This window comes from Rhodococcus sp. P-2, from assembly GCF_016598535.1.
GTDB classification, from domain to species: Bacteria; Actinomycetota; Actinomycetes; order Mycobacteriales; family Mycobacteriaceae; genus Rhodococcus_F; species Rhodococcus_F baikonurensis.
In genome coordinates this window covers 3594053-3610748 of record NZ_CP066779.1, presented here as the reverse complement: position 1 = coordinate 3610748, position 16696 = coordinate 3594053, and the positions used below count along the sequence as shown (strand labels likewise).

18 protein-coding genes are annotated in these 16696 nt (G+C 61.1%); 9 read left to right on the top strand and 9 right to left on the bottom strand.

What is annotated here, in order from left to right:
- Positions 1 to 12 precede the first annotated feature (12 nt).
- On the top strand, positions 13 to 1446 hold the full coding sequence (locus tag I7X09_RS17155) for an amino acid permease (RefSeq protein ID WP_019745676.1): 1434 nt from the start codon (positions 13 to 15) through the stop codon (positions 1444 to 1446).
- 13 nt (positions 1447 to 1459) lie between these two features.
- Here I7X09_RS17155 and I7X09_RS17150 read toward each other — a convergent pair whose 3' ends face one another.
- A complete protein-coding gene (locus I7X09_RS17150; RefSeq protein ID WP_200313104.1) occupies positions 1460 to 2146 on the bottom strand; it encodes a dienelactone hydrolase family protein in 687 nt (228 codons plus the stop codon).
- Between the two features lie 73 nt (positions 2147 to 2219).
- Here I7X09_RS17150 and I7X09_RS17145 point away from each other — a divergent pair, with 73 nt between their 5' ends.
- The 4 genes from I7X09_RS17145 (at position 2220) to I7X09_RS17130 (ending at position 6682) form a co-directional block, all read left to right on the top strand.
- Positions 2220 to 3164 carry a D-cysteine desulfhydrase family protein gene (locus I7X09_RS17145; RefSeq protein WP_200313103.1) on the top strand — a complete coding sequence of 315 codons (945 nt, stop codon included), beginning with the start codon at positions 2220 to 2222 and terminating at the stop codon, positions 3162 to 3164.
- On the top strand, positions 3161 to 4006 hold the full coding sequence (locus I7X09_RS17140; RefSeq protein WP_200313102.1) for a helix-turn-helix transcriptional regulator: 846 nt from the start codon (positions 3161 to 3163) through the stop codon (positions 4004 to 4006). Before I7X09_RS17145 ends, I7X09_RS17140 begins: the two co-directional genes overlap by 4 nt.
- A gap of 106 nt (positions 4007 to 4112) precedes the next feature.
- Entirely contained in the window at positions 4113 to 5096 is a 984-nt protein-coding gene (locus I7X09_RS17135) for an ABC transporter substrate-binding protein (RefSeq protein ID WP_166812772.1), read from the top strand.
- 419 nt (positions 5097 to 5515) lie between these two features.
- Positions 5516 to 6682 (top strand): alkane 1-monooxygenase, encoded by a 1167-nt coding sequence (locus I7X09_RS17130; protein WP_124568134.1) that lies wholly within the window; start codon positions 5516 to 5518, stop codon positions 6680 to 6682.
- 37 nt (positions 6683 to 6719) lie between these two features.
- On the opposite strand, the gene I7X09_RS17125 is transcribed toward I7X09_RS17130, so the two are convergent.
- On the bottom strand, positions 6720 to 7667 hold the full coding sequence (locus I7X09_RS17125; RefSeq protein WP_095972738.1) for a nuclear transport factor 2 family protein: 948 nt from the start codon (positions 7665 to 7667) through the stop codon (positions 6720 to 6722).
- A gap of 2 nt (positions 7668 to 7669) precedes the next feature.
- Complete coding sequence (locus I7X09_RS17120) at positions 7670 to 8308, bottom strand: NAD(P)-dependent oxidoreductase (RefSeq protein WP_200313101.1); 639 nt, start codon at positions 8306 to 8308, stop codon at positions 7670 to 7672.
- 167 nt (positions 8309 to 8475) lie between these two features.
- Between I7X09_RS17120 and I7X09_RS17115 the strand changes: the two genes are divergently transcribed.
- From I7X09_RS17115 to I7X09_RS17105, 3 genes are all read left to right on the top strand, one after another.
- Positions 8476 to 9447, top strand: a complete 972-nt coding sequence (locus I7X09_RS17115; RefSeq protein ID WP_200313100.1) for a serine/threonine dehydratase — start codon at positions 8476 to 8478, stop codon at positions 9445 to 9447.
- Between the two features lie 58 nt (positions 9448 to 9505).
- Entirely contained in the window at positions 9506 to 9907 is a 402-nt protein-coding gene (locus I7X09_RS17110) for a hypothetical protein (protein ID WP_020971062.1), read from the top strand.
- 61 nt (positions 9908 to 9968) lie between these two features.
- Positions 9969 to 10805: a DUF1206 domain-containing protein gene (locus I7X09_RS17105; protein ID WP_200313099.1), complete on the top strand. Its 837-nt coding sequence runs from the start codon at positions 9969 to 9971 to the stop codon at positions 10803 to 10805.
- A gap of 19 nt (positions 10806 to 10824) precedes the next feature.
- On the opposite strand, the gene I7X09_RS17100 is transcribed toward I7X09_RS17105, so the two are convergent.
- The 4 genes from I7X09_RS17100 to I7X09_RS17085 form a co-directional block, all read right to left on the bottom strand.
- Complete coding sequence (locus I7X09_RS17100; RefSeq protein ID WP_200313098.1) at positions 10825 to 12132, bottom strand: serine hydrolase domain-containing protein; 1308 nt, start codon at positions 12130 to 12132, stop codon at positions 10825 to 10827.
- Between the two features lie 82 nt (positions 12133 to 12214).
- Entirely contained in the window at positions 12215 to 12961 is a 747-nt protein-coding gene (locus I7X09_RS17095; RefSeq protein WP_200313097.1) for an SDR family oxidoreductase, read from the bottom strand.
- A complete protein-coding gene (locus tag I7X09_RS17090) occupies positions 12958 to 13662 on the bottom strand; it encodes a TetR/AcrR family transcriptional regulator (protein WP_200313096.1) in 705 nt (234 codons plus the stop codon). Before I7X09_RS17090 ends, I7X09_RS17095 begins: the two co-directional genes overlap by 4 nt.
- 376 nt (positions 13663 to 14038) lie before the next feature.
- Entirely contained in the window at positions 14039 to 14359 is a 321-nt protein-coding gene (locus tag I7X09_RS17085; RefSeq protein ID WP_200313095.1) for a hypothetical protein, read from the bottom strand.
- Between I7X09_RS17085 and I7X09_RS17080 the strand changes: the two genes are divergently transcribed.
- Positions 14349 to 15584, top strand: coding sequence for a hypothetical protein (locus I7X09_RS17080; RefSeq protein WP_200313094.1), 1236 nt, complete (start codon positions 14349 to 14351; stop codon positions 15582 to 15584). The two genes, I7X09_RS17085 and I7X09_RS17080, sit on opposite strands and share 11 nt — an antisense overlap.
- Before the next feature lie 13 nt (positions 15585 to 15597).
- Here I7X09_RS17080 and I7X09_RS17075 read toward each other — a convergent pair whose 3' ends face one another.
- A complete protein-coding gene (locus I7X09_RS17075) occupies positions 15598 to 16074 on the bottom strand; it encodes an SMI1/KNR4 family protein (protein WP_200313093.1) in 477 nt (158 codons plus the stop codon).
- Between the two features lie 171 nt (positions 16075 to 16245).
- The coding region (locus I7X09_RS17070) for an HNH endonuclease signature motif containing protein (protein WP_200313092.1) at positions 16246 to 16696 on the bottom strand (451 nt) is incomplete at its 5' end.

The following is a 16696-nucleotide window of genomic DNA, read 5'->3' as shown; positions in this document are numbered from 1 at the left end:
TAAGGAGCTTTCATGAGTGATTTCAAAAACATTCAGCAGCGAGAATCAGGTCTCAAACGCGAACTCGGCCCCAAGCAGATGAGCATGATCGCGCTCGGTGGTGCAATCGGCACCGGACTCTTCCTCGGCAGTAAGTTCGCCATCGGATTTGCCGGCCCGAGCGTCATCATCAGTTACGCGATCGGCGGGCTGATCGCCCTGCTGCTGATGGGTGCCCTCGCCGAAATGACCGTCGCACATGCGACATCGGGTTCGTTCGGTGCGTACGCCGAGTTCTACGTCGGACCGTTGATCGGCTTCCTCGTTCGCTATCTCTACTGGTCATGCATCGTCCTCGCGGTCGGTACCGAGGTCACCGCGATCGGTGAATACATGCAGTTCTGGTTCGCCGACGTACCGTCGTGGCTGTGGATCGTGTTGTTCTCCGGAGTGTTGATCGGCGTGAACATGTTCAACGTCAAGGCCTTCGGAACGATGGAGTACTGGTTCTCGACGATCAAGGTCTTCGCGATCGTGGCGTTCATCGTGATGGCAGCGTACGTCGTGTTCGGTAGCGGAAACCCGGACTACGGATTTCACAATTACACAGCCGGTGGCGGATTCTTTCCGAATGGTCTGTCCGGCATGTGGTTTGCCGTGATCGTATCGATCTTCAGCTACTTGAGCATCGAGATGATCGCCATTGCGGCCGGTGAGGCGGAGAACCCGGCGGTAGCGGTGAAGAAGGCGTTCCGTGTGACGATCGTCCGACTGTTCGTCTTCTACATCGCAACCCTTGCTTTGATTCTGGCAATTGCTCCGATGGACAAGATCTTGAGCGGTGGAAGCCCTTTCGTCACGGTGATGCAGGTCGTGAAGATTCCGGGCGCAGACAGCGTGCTGAACTTCGTGGTGATCATCGCTGCACTGTCTGCGATGAACAGTCAGCTGTACGTGTCTTCGCGAATGATGTTCTCGCTCTCGCGTGCTGGTGACGCGCCGGCTGTTCTCGGAAAGGTCAGGGCCAACGGCTCGCCGGTCAACGCCTTGCTGCTGTCGACGTCGGGCATCGCCGTCGCGACCATCGTCTACGTTCTCTTTCCCGAGCAGGCATTCACGTTGATGATCTCGTTGTCGATGTTCGGAGCGATGGCGACGTGGCTGCTGATCTTCGTGACGCACTGGTTCTTTCGCAAGCGGATGGCAAGCGAAGGACGAACCCTCTCGTTCACGATTCCGTTCTTCCCGGTGGGGACGATACTGGGTGGTGTCCTCATGGTCGCGATCCTCGTCACGACATTGTGGGTCGAGGATTTCAAGATGACCTTGGTGTTCGGGGTGCCGTTTGTTCTTGCCGTGATCGGCATCTACTACTTCACCCGATCACGTCGGGCGCAGAGTCGAGCGGTAACGGCTGAACAGGTTCAGGACGAGATCACCGGCACGGTGGTCAAGCGGGTTCCCTGACTTACGTTGGCAATCATAAGGTTTCGGTGAAGAACTCCATAGTGCGGGTCCAGGCGAGGGCAGCAGAATCCGGGGCGTAGTGGCTGGTCGAAGTGTCGTTGTTGAACGCGTGGCCGGCGTCGGCATAGCGGTACACCCGGGCGAGATCGGACGCGGTTGCGCGCAATTGCTCGACGCTCTCCGGCGGGATACTCGGATCGAGGTCGCCGTAGTGACCGAGCCACGGGACCTGCAGTTGCGCTGCAAGTTCGGTGCCTGCCGCGATTCCATCCCACCGGGCCTCGGCGACACCTCCGCCGTAGTACGTGACAGCGGAATCGACGAGGGGTACCGCGGCACACCACAGTGACGCGGTGCCGCCCATGCAGAATCCGAGGGAGCCGACTCTGTCTGCTCCCTCGGATCGGCAGTAGTCGACGGCGGCACGTACGTCGTGGCCGATGCCTGTGCTGTCGAGCGCCATGAGCGCGTCCTTCGCGGATGGAAAGTCGGTGAAGGACGTTTGTGCGCCGCGGTGGTAGAGGTGCGGGGCGACGGCAAGGTAGCCGGCGGCGGCGAGGCGCTCGAGGATGCTCTCGATGTGTTTGTTCACGCCCCACGCTTCTTGGAGAACGACTACTGCATGCAACGGTTCACTCGGCGAATCCAGTCGACTGACGGTCAGCGGTACGTCACGTGTGGTCGTCGTGAAAGTTCCCATGTCCCGACTGTATGCGAGTACGGACTGTATTCGAGCACAGCCTGTAGGTACACGGTCGAACTAGACTCGTCGAATGTTCAGTTCCGCCGTACAGCCGATCAGCCTGGGCAGTTGGCCGACGCCCGTCGAACCTGTGGCGCGTTGCGCGCAGGCACTCGGATTGGGTCCGGAAGACCTGTGGATCAAACGTGACGACGTCATCGGCCTGGGCGGCGGCGGCAACAAGATCCGAAAGCTGCAGTACACCTGCGCTCAGGCTTTGGCGGTCGGCGCGACGACTCTGATCACTACCGGCGCACCGCAAAGCAATCACGCTCGGTTGACTGCAGCGGCAGCCGCTCGGTTGGGATTGCGTTGTGTGCTGGTGCTCGGTGGTGCCGAGCCGGAATCCGCGCAGGGCAATCTCGTTCTGGATGCACTCGCCGGCGCTGAGATCGTCTGGGCTGGCGGGGACACGGCATCCGCGGTCGACGCCGCGGTGCAGGCCGTCGCTGACTCGGGCGGTGTTCCTTTTGTCATTCCCTTCGGTGGCACCAGTGCGGTGGCCGCGCAGGGCTACGTCGACTGCGCACGCGAGATCGAGCAGCAACTCCCCGGAGTGGATCGCGTCGTGGTTGCGCTCGGATCGGGCGGAACGATGGCTGGCCTTGTCGCCCATCTGGGCGTCGACAGGGTTGTCGGCGTCGATGTCGGGGCTGTTGCCGATCCAGTGTCGACTGTCGCTGGGTTAGTGGACGAGATGCCCGGGTCTACTGTGCGAGCCGAGGATCTTCAGATCGTCCGAAACCAAGTTGGCCAAGGCTATTCGACGCTTACGGAAGCATCAGCCGGCGCGATCAGATGTTTGGCTCGTACGGAGGGCATCTTCCTCGATCCGACGTACACCGGCCGAGCCTTTGCGGGATTGATCCAACTCGTGAAGGACAAGGCCATCACGGCGGGATCAAAAACGGTCTTCCTGCACACCGGTGGGTTACCCGGCCTGTTCGGCCACCCCGAACTGTCGACTCTGCGGTGAGCGAGCAGATCGACTACCCGCTCAGCAGTCCACTCGACGAACTGTCCGAGTGGCAACGCGTGGTGCGACCGCTGCGTGTCAGCGCCGACGGTTACCTGCGGTTGGCGACCAATCGGTTGGCGGTCGATTCCGACTACACCTGGGACATGCACCGCCACAGCGATCACGAATTGCTGTGGGCGATCGATGGTGTGCTCGAGGTCCGTACTCCGGAGACCGTGTACACCGTGCCGAGCGGGGTCAGTCTGTGGATCCCCTCCTTTGTTCCCCACGAGGTGACGGCGCGCAGCGGCACCGAATTGTCGTGCACGTGGTTGGTGGCATCCGATGTGACCGGGTTGGATCGTGTGGTGGCCTTGTCCACCCCGCCGCTGCTCGAACAAGTACTCGATCACCTCACCCGAGACGACCTGACGGACGCGGAGCGTCGGCGAGCCGAGGCGTTTGCCATCGACCTCGTCGAACCCGTTCCGCGACTGATTTTCGATGTACCGCTGCCGACGACGCCGTGGCTTCGGCAGATCGCAGATCAGTTGGTTGCCAGCCCGGCCGACACCCGATCGGTGGAGGAGTGGGCCGCCGACGCGAAAGTCAGCACGAGGACCCTCACGCGAAGGTTTCCGGTTGAGACGGGACTGACCTTCTCGGAATGGCGTATGCGACTGCGGGCTCATCACGCGATGCAACTTCTGGCACTCGGTCGAAGCATCTCGTTTGTGGCGCGGAAGACGGGTTTTCGTTCCGAAAGCGCGTTCGGCGCGGCATTCCGTCGAACGATGGGTGTGACTCCGGGCGAGTTCGCAAGCCTGATCGATCATCCGCGCACGCCGATGGCCGATTGACTACAGGACTAGTCCGAACAGCGACTCAAAGGGCCTCGATCGGACTTGTGTAGCGCCCGAGCATCAACTTAGGGTTGGCTAAACAATCACCCTGTAGGAGTTCTGCGTGCGCGCAATTCGATCATCTTCTTTCGGTTCCAGAGTCATCGCAGCGGCGGCAGCAGCCGTTGTCGGTGCGATGCTGATGACCGGATGTTCCTCGTCGTCGGCCGATTCCGAGCAGACTGACGTCCGGACCGTCGCGTCGGCGTACGGGGACATCGAGGTTCCGGTTTCACCGCAGCGCGTCGTCGCCGCGTCGTACGACACTCCTTGGCAGCTGATGTCCCTCGGAGTGAAACCGGCTGCTGTGCAGGACTACGGCAAGTGGATCAGTGAATTCACGCCGGAGCAACAGGCCTTCGTCGACGGGCTCCCGACCATCGGGCCTTTCGGGGAAATGAACTTCGAAGCGATCGCTGCGGCGGATCCCGACATCATCGTCGGTGACGCCGACGAGGTGGACCAAGCGGCGTTCGACCGTCTGTCGGGCATTGCGCCCACTGTCATCGTCAAGGGCGAGAGCCGGGGCGACTGGAAGACGATCACCACCGAGATCGCGGAGGCGATCGGCAAGACCGACGTGCTCGAGTCGACGCGCACTGCTTACGAAACGAATCTCGAACGTGTTCGCGGCGAGTACGCGGATGTGATCGCCAATAACAAGTGGATTCACATTTCACTCGGAGACGCACCCGGCGCGTTCTCGGTTCAGCAGCCCACCGGTGCGATCGGCAATTTGGTCGTCAACGAACTCGGATTGGCGTATGGGCCCGGTGTTCCGACCAATTACACCGATGCCGGATACGAGTCCTACCCGATGGAGCAGTTGGCCGACATCATGAACGGTGTGACGGTCGTGCTGTACCCGCTGAATGCGGACGGGTCGACCAGTGCGGCGGTTCAGGCGGTCCTCGACGACAACCTCTTCACAAGGCTGCCGGCGGCGCAGGCTGGGCACGTCTTCGGATTGCAGTCGAGCGTCACAGATTTCGTGACCGCGAACGGTTGGCTGAACGAAGTGAAAACGAAGGTGTTTGCAACGCTCTGACGCTTGCTCACCTTTGGACTGCGCGCCCGCAACCGACCAGTTGAGGGCGCGCAGTCTTTTTGGTTGCTATCTGGGACGAGGATCCTGTCCCCTGCTTATGATTTCTGTCACTGGTGGTTACCGTTACTCGTTGAGGCGGATCTGGGCTGATCTTGCCAAACCCTTGACGTTTCGACGCGCAGCGAAAGGCTGTGTCGGTGCCGATTGCCGCAGATCGATGGGGTATTTTGTCCGGATCAGCTGTCGGGGTGAACAGTCGCTTCTCGGGGGAGAGCGCGTGCCGGACATGTGTCCCGGTCGGTTTCCAGTAGAGCGCCGTGCGTTCGCGGCCACATCCGTCAGCGCGTGAGTCGTGGTTTGCTGAGCGTGAACGGTGCGTGGGGCGAATCGTTCGAGGGGATGAAAGGCGAGATCGGCGAATGACAGCTACTTCCGACGCACGGCATACCGGATCGAAGGCTGTCCAGAACACCGACTCGCCGTCCGGCGAAAATCCGCGCTGGCGCGACCGCAAGAGGTACCTGTGGCCGCTCGGATTGCTGATTCCACTCAGCCCGTTCATCTCCTGGTTTCTCGTCGACAACCTCCGTCTCGGATTGTTCTGGGCGACCGGCGCGTGGTTGCTGGTCATCGTCATCCCGATCATCGACATGCTGGCCGGTGAAGACGGCGAAAGTCCGCCGGACGATGCGATCCCAGGGCTGCAGAAGGACCGCTACTACCGTTGGTGCACTTACGCGTTCCTCCCCTTGCAATACGCCGGTCTGGTCTTCGCCTGCTGGTGCTGGATCAACGCTCCGATGGGAATCGCGGAGAAGATCGCGATGTCGTTCACGGTGGGCGTAGTCGCCGGCGTCGGTATCAACGCGGCCCACGAACTCGGGCACAAGAGCGAGAAGGTCGAGCAGTGGCTCGCGAAGGTGGCGCTTGCACAGTCTCTGTACGGGCACTTCTACGTCGAACACAACTTCGGCCACCATGTGCGTGTAGCTACCCCGCAGGACCCCGCCAGCTCACGGTTCGGCGAGAGCTTCTGGTGGTTCTTGCCACGAAGTGTGTTCGGCGGACTGCGTTCTGCCTGGCGCATCGAGAGCGCTCGACTCCAGCGTAAGGGCAAGCGAACCTGGAGCCTCGAGAACAACGTCCTCAACGCGTGGGCGATGAGCGTTGTCCTCTTCGCGACGCTGATCGGCATCTTCGGTTGGGAGGTTGCACCCTGGCTCCTGCTGCAGGCAGTTGCCGGATTCACCTTCCTCGAAGCGGCGAACTACCTCGAGCATTACGGTCTGCTGCGCGGCAAGCGTGCCGACGGCTCGTACGTTCGCTGCAGCCCCGCTGACAGTTGGAACAGCGATCACGTCGTGAGCAATCTGTTTCTCTACCAACTGCAGCGGCACAGCGACCATCACGCCAACCCGAAGTTGCGGTACCAAAGCCTGCGCAGCGCAGCCGAAGCCCCGCAACTCCCGGCCGGCTACGCAGTGATGATCGTGATCGCGTGGATACCACCGCTGTGGCGCCGGGTGATGGATCAGCGCTTGTTGGACTACTACGACGGCGATCTGGAACGAATCAACGTCGGCTGATCACGCAGCCCTCTCTGAACTGTGCGGAGTTGTCGTCTCAGCGACCGTCGTCCCACACCGTGTTGCCGCTTGCAGTCGTCGACGGGTAGTCCTGGACGGCGTCCCAGTGTTCGACGATCGTGCCGTTCTCGTCGAATCGGAAGATGTCCATCGAGCCGCTGCCGGCCGTTCCCTCACCGGACGAAGCGAAGGTCTGAACGAAGACGAAGTCGCCCTCGGCTACCGTTCGCGGAAACGTGGTGGCCTTGTCTCCGGTAGCAGGTTCGATCCCGGCCAGAGCCGTGACAAACGCATCCCTACCGTCCGCGAACGAGGGGTTGTGCTGCGTGTAGGTCGGGCCGATCAACTGGTCGGCAGCCTCGGCGGCTTTGCCTTCGTTGAAGGCGAGCTGCAGGAACGTCAACGCGTTGGCCGTGTTGCGCTCCAGAACTTCTGACGTCCTGGACGGCGACGAGGTGGGTCCGTCGAACATCGTGTTCGGATTCGCGGACGTTTCCGGCACGTCTTGAATGGCATCCCAGTGTTCGACGATCTTGCCGTTGTCGACGCGGAAGATGTCGAATACGGCCTGGCCGCGGTCGCCGGGGGCAGACGTGGTGTGAGACTGGAGGGCAACCAGATCGCCCTCGGCGAAAACGCGAGTGATCTCGGCATGCAATCCGGGTGTGGCCGCGACGTAACCACCTATGCCGCTCACGAATCCGGCTGCCCCATCGGCGGCGGTCGGATTGTGTTGGATGTAGACGTCGCCAAGGTACCGGTCGGCGGCTTGCTGAACCTGACGGCCGTTGAACGCCAGTTCGTAGAAATCCGTGACGATGGTCTTGTTTGATTCGAGTTGATCGCCCTGTTCGGCGACAACGCTCGTGGACGTCGTAGAACTGCTGGGCGTTGCGGATTCCGCGTCGTTGGAGCACGCGGTGAGCAGGAGGGCGGCGGCAGCGGGAACGGTCATCCAGGCTGCGCGCCTACGAAGGTTGCTCATGTTCAGTGTGCGACGGTGAAACGCTGGCGACGGTGTGCCGGAGTCTCGATCTCGTCGACGAAAGCGTGTGCGTAATCTTCGCCCGCGATGGCGGAGTTCCCGTCGGCGTCCGTCAGCAGAATGTCGCCACCCACCTGGAAGGATCCCTTCGGGGCGACGCCGGCATGGGCGCCGAATGCTGCGGCCGGGCTCACGTAGAACCAGTCGACATTGCTGTCAGTTGCGCGGAGCGCGTCGAGGACGTCGGCGTGAGCGAGCGCCTCAACCTTGTACGCGTCCGGGAAATCGGGAGTATCGACGACGCGCGGACCGCCCTCGGCGACCAACAGGCTGCCGGCTCCACCGACCACTGCAATGCGAGCGCCGTTGCGTGCGGCGGCATCGGCGAGGGGAGTGACGGCGTCGAGCAGGCGCTTGCCGTCGATCTCGCGAGCGGGGATGGCAACGACGACGACGTCGTTGTCTGCCGTGATCTGCTCCACGATCGTGTTGTCGTGAACAGAACCCTGCACGACATTCGTCTCGGTTCCGGACTGCGCGCTGCGAGCGACGACGGTTACCTCGTGGCCGCGTGAAGCGGCTTCCTTCGCGATTGCGCTTCCTGCAAAACCGTTTCCACCGAATACTGCGATCTTCGACATGGGGTGTGCCTTTCCTTGATGACGCTGTTGTTCTTGTAGTAGTAAATTTATTCACCCCGATGGTCGTTGTCTCGGTCAGATGCGGGCACTCTTTGGTGAAAAACAGACATTCCGATGACGGCAGGCCGACTGCTTCGGGTCGAAGTTGCGAACCGTAGGGTTGGTGTATGACTCTCACCGCCGACAACAATGCAGGTCCACTGGCAATTGAGCGCTCGGATGTCGAAGCCGCGCGAACTCGTATCGCAGGGCTGGCGCGGCGAACCCCGATCTTCCGAACTGCGGTGCCGACGCCACACGGTGAGGTATCGGTTCTGTTCAAGCTCGAGTACCTCCAACACAGCGGTTCCTTCAAGGTGCGCGGCAGTCTCAATGCAGTGGAACGAGCTGTAGCCAACGGCACCATGCCCGATGCCGGCGTGGTGATCGCGTCCGGCGGCAATGCTGCGATCGGCGCTGCGTGGGCAGCACGACGGCGGGGACTCACCTGCACAGTGGTGGTGCCGGAGACGGCGCCCGAAGCAAAGGTGAAGGCACTCGGGGAGTTGGGTGCAACCGTTCACAAGGTCGGCGACCGGTATGCACTCGCTGCTGCCGCTGCTGCGGACATCGCTCGTACCAGTGGTGCGCTCGAACTACACGCCTACGACCTGCCCGACATCGTCAGTGGGGCCGGCACTATCGCTCTCGAGATCGAAGACGAGGTGTCCGGGCCGATCACGTATTGCATCGCGGTCGGTGGTGGTGGATTGGTCTCTGGAATCGTGGCGGCGGCTCGCCCCGAAGATCACGTGGTAGCCGTCGAGCCGACCGGAGCTGCCACCCTGCACACCTCGCTCGATGCGGGGCGTCCGGTTGACATCGAAGTGAACAGTATTGCCGGCGACTCATTGGGGGCCACACGAATTGGCGCCATCGCCTGGGAGACGCTGCAGGAGAGTTCGGTAGACAGTGTTGTGGTCGACGATGATTCGATCCGACAGGCTCGGGCATTCTTGTGGCGGGAGTTCCGGATTCTGGTGGAGTTGGGCACCGCGGCAGCGTTGGTTCCGGTTCTGAACGGAACGGTGACGCCGCCGTCCGACGGTGAGCTGTGCGTCGTTTTGTGCGGTGCCAACACGCATCCGACCGACCTGTAATTTTGGCGTCTTTGTTTGCCTGCGTGTGAGAAAGCCGCAGGTGGGTACCTCTCGCAGTATGAGTACCAGCAGCATTATCTGGATAATTGTTGCCGTGGTCGTGGTGATAGCGATCGTGGCCGCACTCCTGTGGGTGGCGCGAAACAGGCGCGACGAGCGTCGTCACATCGAGGCAGAACAGATCCGCGAAGACGTCGCAGACAAGTCGCTGCAAGTAGGCGAGCGCGAGGCGCGGGCAGAAGAGACGGCAGCCAAAGCGCGCATGGTGCAGGCAGAGGCCGATGCCAAAGCGGCGGAAGCGTCTGCGCTGCAACATCATGCAGCGCAGCATCGGAAAGAGGCGACGAGTTCTCGCGAGGAACTGAACCAGCAACGAGATCATGCAGACACGATCGACCCCAAGGTTCCCAACCCCGAAGAACCGCGGTCGACGCCGGATCAGAACCCTCGAAACCCTTGATCTCGAAACACTTGACGCAGGCGTTCGAGGGAAGCGTCTGTCCGTATATGGTTCGACGATCATGATGAACAAAGAATCGTCACCGCAGGACCAGAAAAGCGTCGCGTCCACGGCGGCTGACGTCGCACAGAACACTGTCTTCGAGCGCTTTGCCCGCGCAGGATTTGTCGTCAGCGGTGTCGTTCATCTGCTGATCGGATATATCGCGATCCGCCTTGCTCTCGGTGGATCCGGGTCTGCGGACCAATCGGGTGCGATGGCCGAGTTGGCAGGAAAGCCAGGGGGCGTCTTCGCCCTGTGGGTCGGCGTCGTCGCCTTCCTTGCCATGGCGTTGTGGAGATTGGCCGAAGCTGCGTTGGGAAGCTCGTCGTCGCCGTCTTCGGACGACAAGAAGAAGGAGTTCTTCAACCGCGCGAAAGCTCTGGGCATTTCGCTCGTCTATTTCGGTTTTGCCTTCACTGCATTCGGATTCGCTCGCGGTAGCGGGAAGTCCAGCAGCGGTCAGAGTGCGGGAATCACGGCGCGTTTGATGGAGAACACCCTGGGGACCATCGCATTGGTGCTCGGCGGGATCGCAATCATCGCTGTTGGCATCTACCACGTGTACAAGGGCGCGAGCCAGAACTTCCTGGATGATCTGAAAGGCACACCGAGTGACTTCGTGCGCCGACTCGGAACCGTCGGGTACGTCGCCAAAGGCTTGGCCATCGCTGCAGTCGGCGTTCTGGTTCTTCTCGCGGTCAACAGTTCCGAACCTGGCAAGTCCTCCGGGCTCGACGGAGCGTTCAAGACCCTGGGCGCGCAGCCGTACGGAGTGGCCCTGCTGATCCTTGCCGGATTGGGCATCATCACCTACGGGCTCTACTGCTTCGTGATGGCACGCTCGACGAAGATGTAGCGCCCGAAGGCAAGTGGGTCTATCCGAACGACCCGGTCTGGAAGCCGACGTCGCTGCCCGACGAACTTCCCGTCGAACTACCGAATATCGGTCGTCTCGGAACCAGATCATGCATCAGGTTCACTGCTGCGGGGTCGATCATCGCCGCATTTCCGCCGTTCGCCAGAATCGTGATCGACCAGCCGCTGTCGGGAACCAGCAGGGTGATGCAGTTGGATCCCGAGCTGTCTCCGTTCTTCTTGGCGAACCGTTGCGGAAAGTTCGGCGTCGCCGGTTGGAGCTGCCACGCCATTCCCATTCCGAAGGCCGGATTTTCCGGAGCTTGCGTGTCGATCTGTTCGAGCATCGAGGTCAGCACCGGTTTGAGTGGGCTATTGCCATAGCCGAGAGTTGTTGCGGCCCAGATCGACATATCGTCAGCGGTACTGACCAGGCCACCGCCGCCGGCGATCGCACCGGTGTTGTTCCACAGCGGTGCTCTTGTGCCGTCGAGGTAATACGGGATGGCCAGGTCCGTGGCTTTGGTCTCGATCACGGTACCCATCATCCCGAGCGGGTCGGTGATCTCGCGGGCGACTGCCGCCGCGAAGGGCGGTTTCTCCTGTCCCGGAATGATTTTATCTGCCATGAGTGTGCCGAGTAGTCCGAACCCGAAGTCCGAGTACAGCCAGTGGCTTCCGGGGGAGAACTCCAAGGCACCGGGAGCCTGGAGTCCTTCCCAGAGCATGTCTCTCGTGTACTTCGCTTTCTCGTCCGGGCACGATTGTGTGGGATCGGCGCACCCAGCCGAGAGATTGGGTGGGTCGTCGCTGAGACCGGAACGGTGGGTGACCAGTTGGCGAAGCGTGATTTCGGAACCATCACTGCCTTTCGGCATAGGGTTCCCATCCGAATACTCGCTCGCCAGGTCGTCCAATCCGACTTCTCCCCGAGCGATCAGTCTCGCCAGCAGTGCAGCGGTGAAAGTCTTGGTCTCCGAGGCGATCTCGAATTGCGTTCGCGGAGTAACCCTCACGCCGTTCTCGACGTCGGCCAGACCGTAGTGATATGTGGTGGTGACACTTGTCTTGCGGTTCTTTTCATCCGGCTTGACGATGACGAAGGCAAGGCCGGGAACGCCGTTGTTCAGCAGCCTCTCCGCGACTCGCTGTACGGCCTGGGCTTCGGCACCGTCGCCGATCCTCGAACCTGGATTGGGGGCCGTTGGGCCGGCAGCTTTGGCGGTCGACGAGGTTGCGAGGGTTATGACGGCGGTTGCAGCAAGTCCCGCAGCGCTGATGAACTGTCGTCGTGACGCCCGGGCGGACCCTCGATCCTGGTTTTCCATTGTTTGCACATTACAACCAAAGTCGACTGGTTTGACTGTTTTGTCGGAATTGCCAAGGTGTGGTCCTTCGTAGACGGTTGCGCTAGATCACGCCGCCGTTGACGTAAATGACCTGGCCGTTGACCCAACGAGCTGGGCCGGCGAGGAACGCGACAGCCTCCGCGATGTCCACCGGTGTGCCGAGCCGCTCCAAGGGAGCCAGTTTGGACAGGTTCTCCACTGTTGCTTCGTCTTTCCCGTCCAGGAACAAATCGGTCGCTGTGGGTCCCGGGGCTACGGCGTTGACCGTGATGTCGCGTCCGCGTAGCTCTTTCGCGAGAACCAGGGTGATCGCGTCGACGGCACCTTTGGTGGCGGCGTACGCGGCGTAAGTCGGAAACGCCAACTTCTTCACGGAGGTGGAGAAATTGATGATCGCACCGCCGCGCCGGACACGTCTGGCTGCCTGCTGGTCGACCACGAAGGTCCCCCGGACGTTGGTCCGATGCATCCGATCGAAATCATCGAAGTTCAGTTCTGCGACGGTGGAGAGGATCATGATTCCGGCTGCGTGGACGACGACGTCGATGCCCCCGAACTCCTCCTCGACCGTATCGAACAGGGCCGCGACTTCACCTTCGTCGGCGACGTCGGCGACGTCGGCGTGTACCGCGATGGCGCGTCCGCCCGCTGTGACAATGGAGTCAACTGTTTGCTGGGCGCGCTGAAGATTTCCCGAATAGTGAACGGCGACAGCCATTCCGTCGGCGGCGAGCTTTTCTGCAGTCGCTCGCCCGATGCCGCCGGAAGCTCCGGTGACGATGGCTACGCGGGTGGTGGTGTCAGTCATGATGTAACTCCTGATCTGGTTGTGGGTGCATCGGACAGCCTGCGGAGCCACTCGCGCAGCAGGCCAACTTCGTTGGTGGAGAGGGAAGTTGAATCCACGCCGGCCAGTTGGGCGTCGAGAGTCGATGCAACTCTGTTGAGTGAGGCGTCCGGGTGGGCGTCGGACTCGTCGATGATGGACGCGATGATTCCGTCGCGAACTCGCTGTGACAGCGTCGGATCGGGGCACTGTTCCGGCCTGACGACGAGCATCAGAGCAACTCCGACATTCGCCGACATCACCATCTGGGTGGCAACATCGACGGACACGGTCAGAACGCCTGCCGCAGCGCATCGTTCGAGAACTGATCGAAGTAGCGCCTGGGCCTGCAGGGCGGTGTCGGCGCTCTGGGCGGAGGGTGAGTGCATCAGCCGGTAGTGAGCGGGATGTGCGAGTGCGAAGGCTGTATGCGCATCCCAGCCGGCCCGTAGGTCGGCGACAGGGTCGTCGGACGGCGTCGCAGCGCGTTTGCCCTCGAGGTATTCGGCGAATCCTGCGTCGACGACGGCTGCGAGCAGTCCGTCCTTGTCGCCGAACTGGCGGTAGAGCGCGGGGGCGCCGACGCCGGCCATCTCGCATACGGCGCGGGTGGAGATGTCGCCGTTGGTGGAGGCGTTGAGCAACTCGGTTGCTGCGGCCAGAATCTTTGCTCTCGAACTCATGTAAACAACGTTAACGGAAATATGTAACCATCGCTACTGTGCTGGAAATGCTACTGACTGCCACGGTGTCCGTTGGATGGACTACAGATACTCAGTCCGAAGTCGTGTTAGAACTCTCTGAGTTCGCCCTGTCGGTGGCCTGCCCCTGCTCGGGAGCGAAAATTCAGGAGGTTCTACCGGTGAAAAACCCTTCGGCCCAGTCAGTCGCGGTATTCGTGGTGGCGGCGCTGTGTCTCCCGCTGCTTTCATGTAGTTCGTCCGACACTCCCGTGACCACAGCTGTGCCCGTGGCTACAACTGTCGACACCTCGGCAGGTGATGGACCTGTCGAGGCTGAAGTCGGCGAGAACGGTGTATCGGTTAGCGGGAAGATCGGTCAGATCGGTGTCACTGCAACAGCGCCCGCGGGAATCGCGGACATCGGGACCACGCTCACACTCTCGAGTGGCGTCGGGACGAACCGTAAAGTCTTTCCTGCGGAGCTGGTCTCGACAACCCCGGCGCAGCTCACTCTCGGAAATGGACTACAGCCCAAGACGCCGATCACGTTGACCTTCGACTTGTCCGGACAACCCGAGATCGTCCGACAGATCAGCGATTCTGTTCGACCGATCGTCGCGGCCAACTCCGATGATCCTGCCAGTAGTGACTTGCTTCCTGCCGAATGGAACGCGGTGTCGAAATCCGTGACGACCACCACCACTCACCTCAGCAGTTTCCAAGTCCTCCTTACCGACGTTGGGCAAGTGCTCACCGACTCATTCACTCAGGTATGGGCGGCGAGTTCAGGAGGACCCGATGAATTATGCTCTGAGAAACGCGAACTCGAACTAGCAGGCACGCAATATACGCTCACTCCCTCTAAGTCGGGGGTAGTTTCTGCTTGCCTCCGCGCTGCTGAGGAAGGGATTGCCGTCGACTTTGCGACGAAATCCGCACAATATTACGAAGTCAATTCTCAACCGCCCGGCCAATTCGTGAATCAAGCGCCGTTGAAAGGGACTGATCAACTTGCGGTATTGCTTCGATCCAGTTTGGGTGGCGGGAAATCGGGACTGTTGACCCCGAAAGGCAACGGCACGCTGGTGTTACCTGCCGGCACGACCACGGGAGTCGTCCGCCTTGATGTCGACGCCGCCGCATTACAATTGGAGACGATTCTTACCGGTCTCGACATGTACGGGATCGAAGGAGACGAGTTGGTCGATGCATTTCAGACGACCAAATCTGCCTACGACTGTTTGGTGACGGTGTACGAAAGTTTGACTGACCCGAGTAAAGCCAACGTCGGCGAATTCACCACGGCACTCGGCGATCTCGCTCAATGTGGACTTGCCGGGGCGACAGGCGCAGTGGGCAACAGCCAAGGTCGGATTCTGCACAAGATGAGTGTCGTGACGTCTCTGTTCACCACCCTCCCGAGCCAGTTGATGGCCAATATCACGGGAATCGCCGGCGAATTCAATGGTGACAATCACCTCGAATACACCCTGAACAGTACCGGACCTGCCCGCGCGACCTCGACTGCGCCGTCGCCGAACAATACTGGCGCCACTCTCGAACTGATCACGAAGATCACCCCGAACGGATTCGGATTCACTCGTGGGCCAGATCATTACGAGATTTCGGACGTTCACAAGAACAACGGTCGATTCTACGTAGACGTCAATTACCACTGGAAGTTGAACCGACCACAAGGCAGCGACCTCGGATACTGCCGAGGTCACGCGCGAATTACCAACAGCGCAGGAACAGAAATCGCGCGCTACGACGACACCGGTTTCAACATCTGCCAAGGGGGTGGAACCTTCGGTACCAACACCCCTGTTTACGACCCTGGCACCTACACCGTCACTGTCGACGTAGAAACTGAGCGCGGTGCACCTCTGAGGATCGCCCGGGACTTCACTGTCGATCAGTGACCGGACGCGTAGATCAGAGCGCGTTTGGCTGGAGAGGTTCGATGTCGTTAGTGGGAGGTCCGAACAGGCCCAGAGCCCGGGTGCGAATGGACGGTAGTGCTTCGTGGAAGCTCCCGCCGAGGCGGTGGAGGGAGTTGAACGAGCGCGATTCCCAAACCGGAAACTCCCCGTCGGCGCCGCGGGATGCAGTGTCCCACAGCAGAGCGTCGCCGTTCTCGCTCCATCCGAAAACCTGCAGCGAGTCGGGGAGCGACCAATCGCCGTCGGGTTCGACCATCCAATCGAACTCGTCGTCCCGTCCGTCTTTGTAGACGGAATGAAGATGAGCGGTGAGGTTGCGGGCACGCCCTTGCCAGCCGTCGGCAAATCCGGGAAGGACGGGCGGATAGATGAGCCAGAGTCCGAAGGTCCGTGCCCAGCCAGCGTGTCTGATGAATGCGCGATATGAATCGGGGAAGCCCCGCCCGTCGGGAAATCGAAAAGAATCCAAAACAGTGAAATCTATGTGCTGAAGTGTCGGTTGGCCGCTTACCGTCAACGCACCTGGTCCCTGTGCATACACATCCTCAACGCTATCAATAGCGAACGCAGCGCAGCCCTTTCCGGCTATCGAAGCCCGCCGGAATGGGTCACCGAGGCGTGTGCTCGGTGACCTCCGGGTTCAGATCCGGGTGGTGGAGCGGCGGGGTTTTTGGTCGGGGTCGATGCCCGGTGGTGGGATGAACCAGGGCAGGTGATCGGTGCCTATCCGGATTTCCCATTGTCCGGTGAATCCGGGTTTTCGGTGCATCAGGGTGTGGTGGGTTCGGCAGAGCAGGACCAGGTTGTCCATGACGGTTGGTCCTCCTTTGGCCCAGTGTTTGATGTGGCGGGCGTCGGTCCAGGCGGGGACGCAGTCGCAGCCGGGGAAGGCGCATCCTTTGTCGCGGGCGATCAGGGCGGTTCGTTGTGCCGCGGTGACAAGCCTTTTGAGTGGGGTGACGTCGAGTGGGGCGCCGTTTTCGTCGAGGAGGACGGCGCCGAGCATGCAGTCGCAGGCGATCATGCGGGTGCGGCCGATGCTCAGTGGTCCCATCCAGGGCATGTGGCCGACATCGAGATCTTGTTTGTCG

What these genes read in the sequence shown, in the direction of transcription:
- I7X09_RS17155 (WP_019745676.1), top strand. Translation starts at nt 13, where the DNA reads ATGAGTGATTTCAAAAACATTCAGCAGCGAGAATCAGGTCTCAAACGC.
- I7X09_RS17150 (WP_200313104.1), bottom strand. Translation starts at nt 2,146, where the DNA reads ATGGGAACTTTCACGACGACCACACGTGACGTACCGCTGACCGTCAGT.
- I7X09_RS17145 (WP_200313103.1), top strand. Translation starts at nt 2,220, where the DNA reads ATGTTCAGTTCCGCCGTACAGCCGATCAGCCTGGGCAGTTGGCCGACG.
- I7X09_RS17130 (WP_124568134.1), top strand. Translation starts at nt 5,516, where the DNA reads ATGACAGCTACTTCCGACGCACGGCATACCGGATCGAAGGCTGTCCAG.
- I7X09_RS17125 (WP_095972738.1), bottom strand. Translation starts at nt 7,667, where the DNA reads ATGAGCAACCTTCGTAGGCGCGCAGCCTGGATGACCGTTCCCGCTGCC.
- I7X09_RS17120 (WP_200313101.1), bottom strand. Translation starts at nt 8,308, where the DNA reads ATGTCGAAGATCGCAGTATTCGGTGGAAACGGTTTTGCAGGAAGCGCA.
- I7X09_RS17115 (WP_200313100.1), top strand. Translation starts at nt 8,476, where the DNA reads ATGACTCTCACCGCCGACAACAATGCAGGTCCACTGGCAATTGAGCGC.
- I7X09_RS17110 (WP_020971062.1), top strand. Translation starts at nt 9,506, where the DNA reads ATGAGTACCAGCAGCATTATCTGGATAATTGTTGCCGTGGTCGTGGTG.
- I7X09_RS17105 (WP_200313099.1), top strand. Translation starts at nt 9,969, where the DNA reads ATGATGAACAAAGAATCGTCACCGCAGGACCAGAAAAGCGTCGCGTCC.
- I7X09_RS17100 (WP_200313098.1), bottom strand. Translation starts at nt 12,132, where the DNA reads ATGGAAAACCAGGATCGAGGGTCCGCCCGGGCGTCACGACGACAGTTC.
- I7X09_RS17095 (WP_200313097.1), bottom strand. Translation starts at nt 12,961, where the DNA reads ATGACTGACACCACCACCCGCGTAGCCATCGTCACCGGAGCTTCCGGC.
- I7X09_RS17090 (WP_200313096.1), bottom strand. Translation starts at nt 13,662, where the DNA reads ATGAGTTCGAGAGCAAAGATTCTGGCCGCAGCAACCGAGTTGCTCAAC.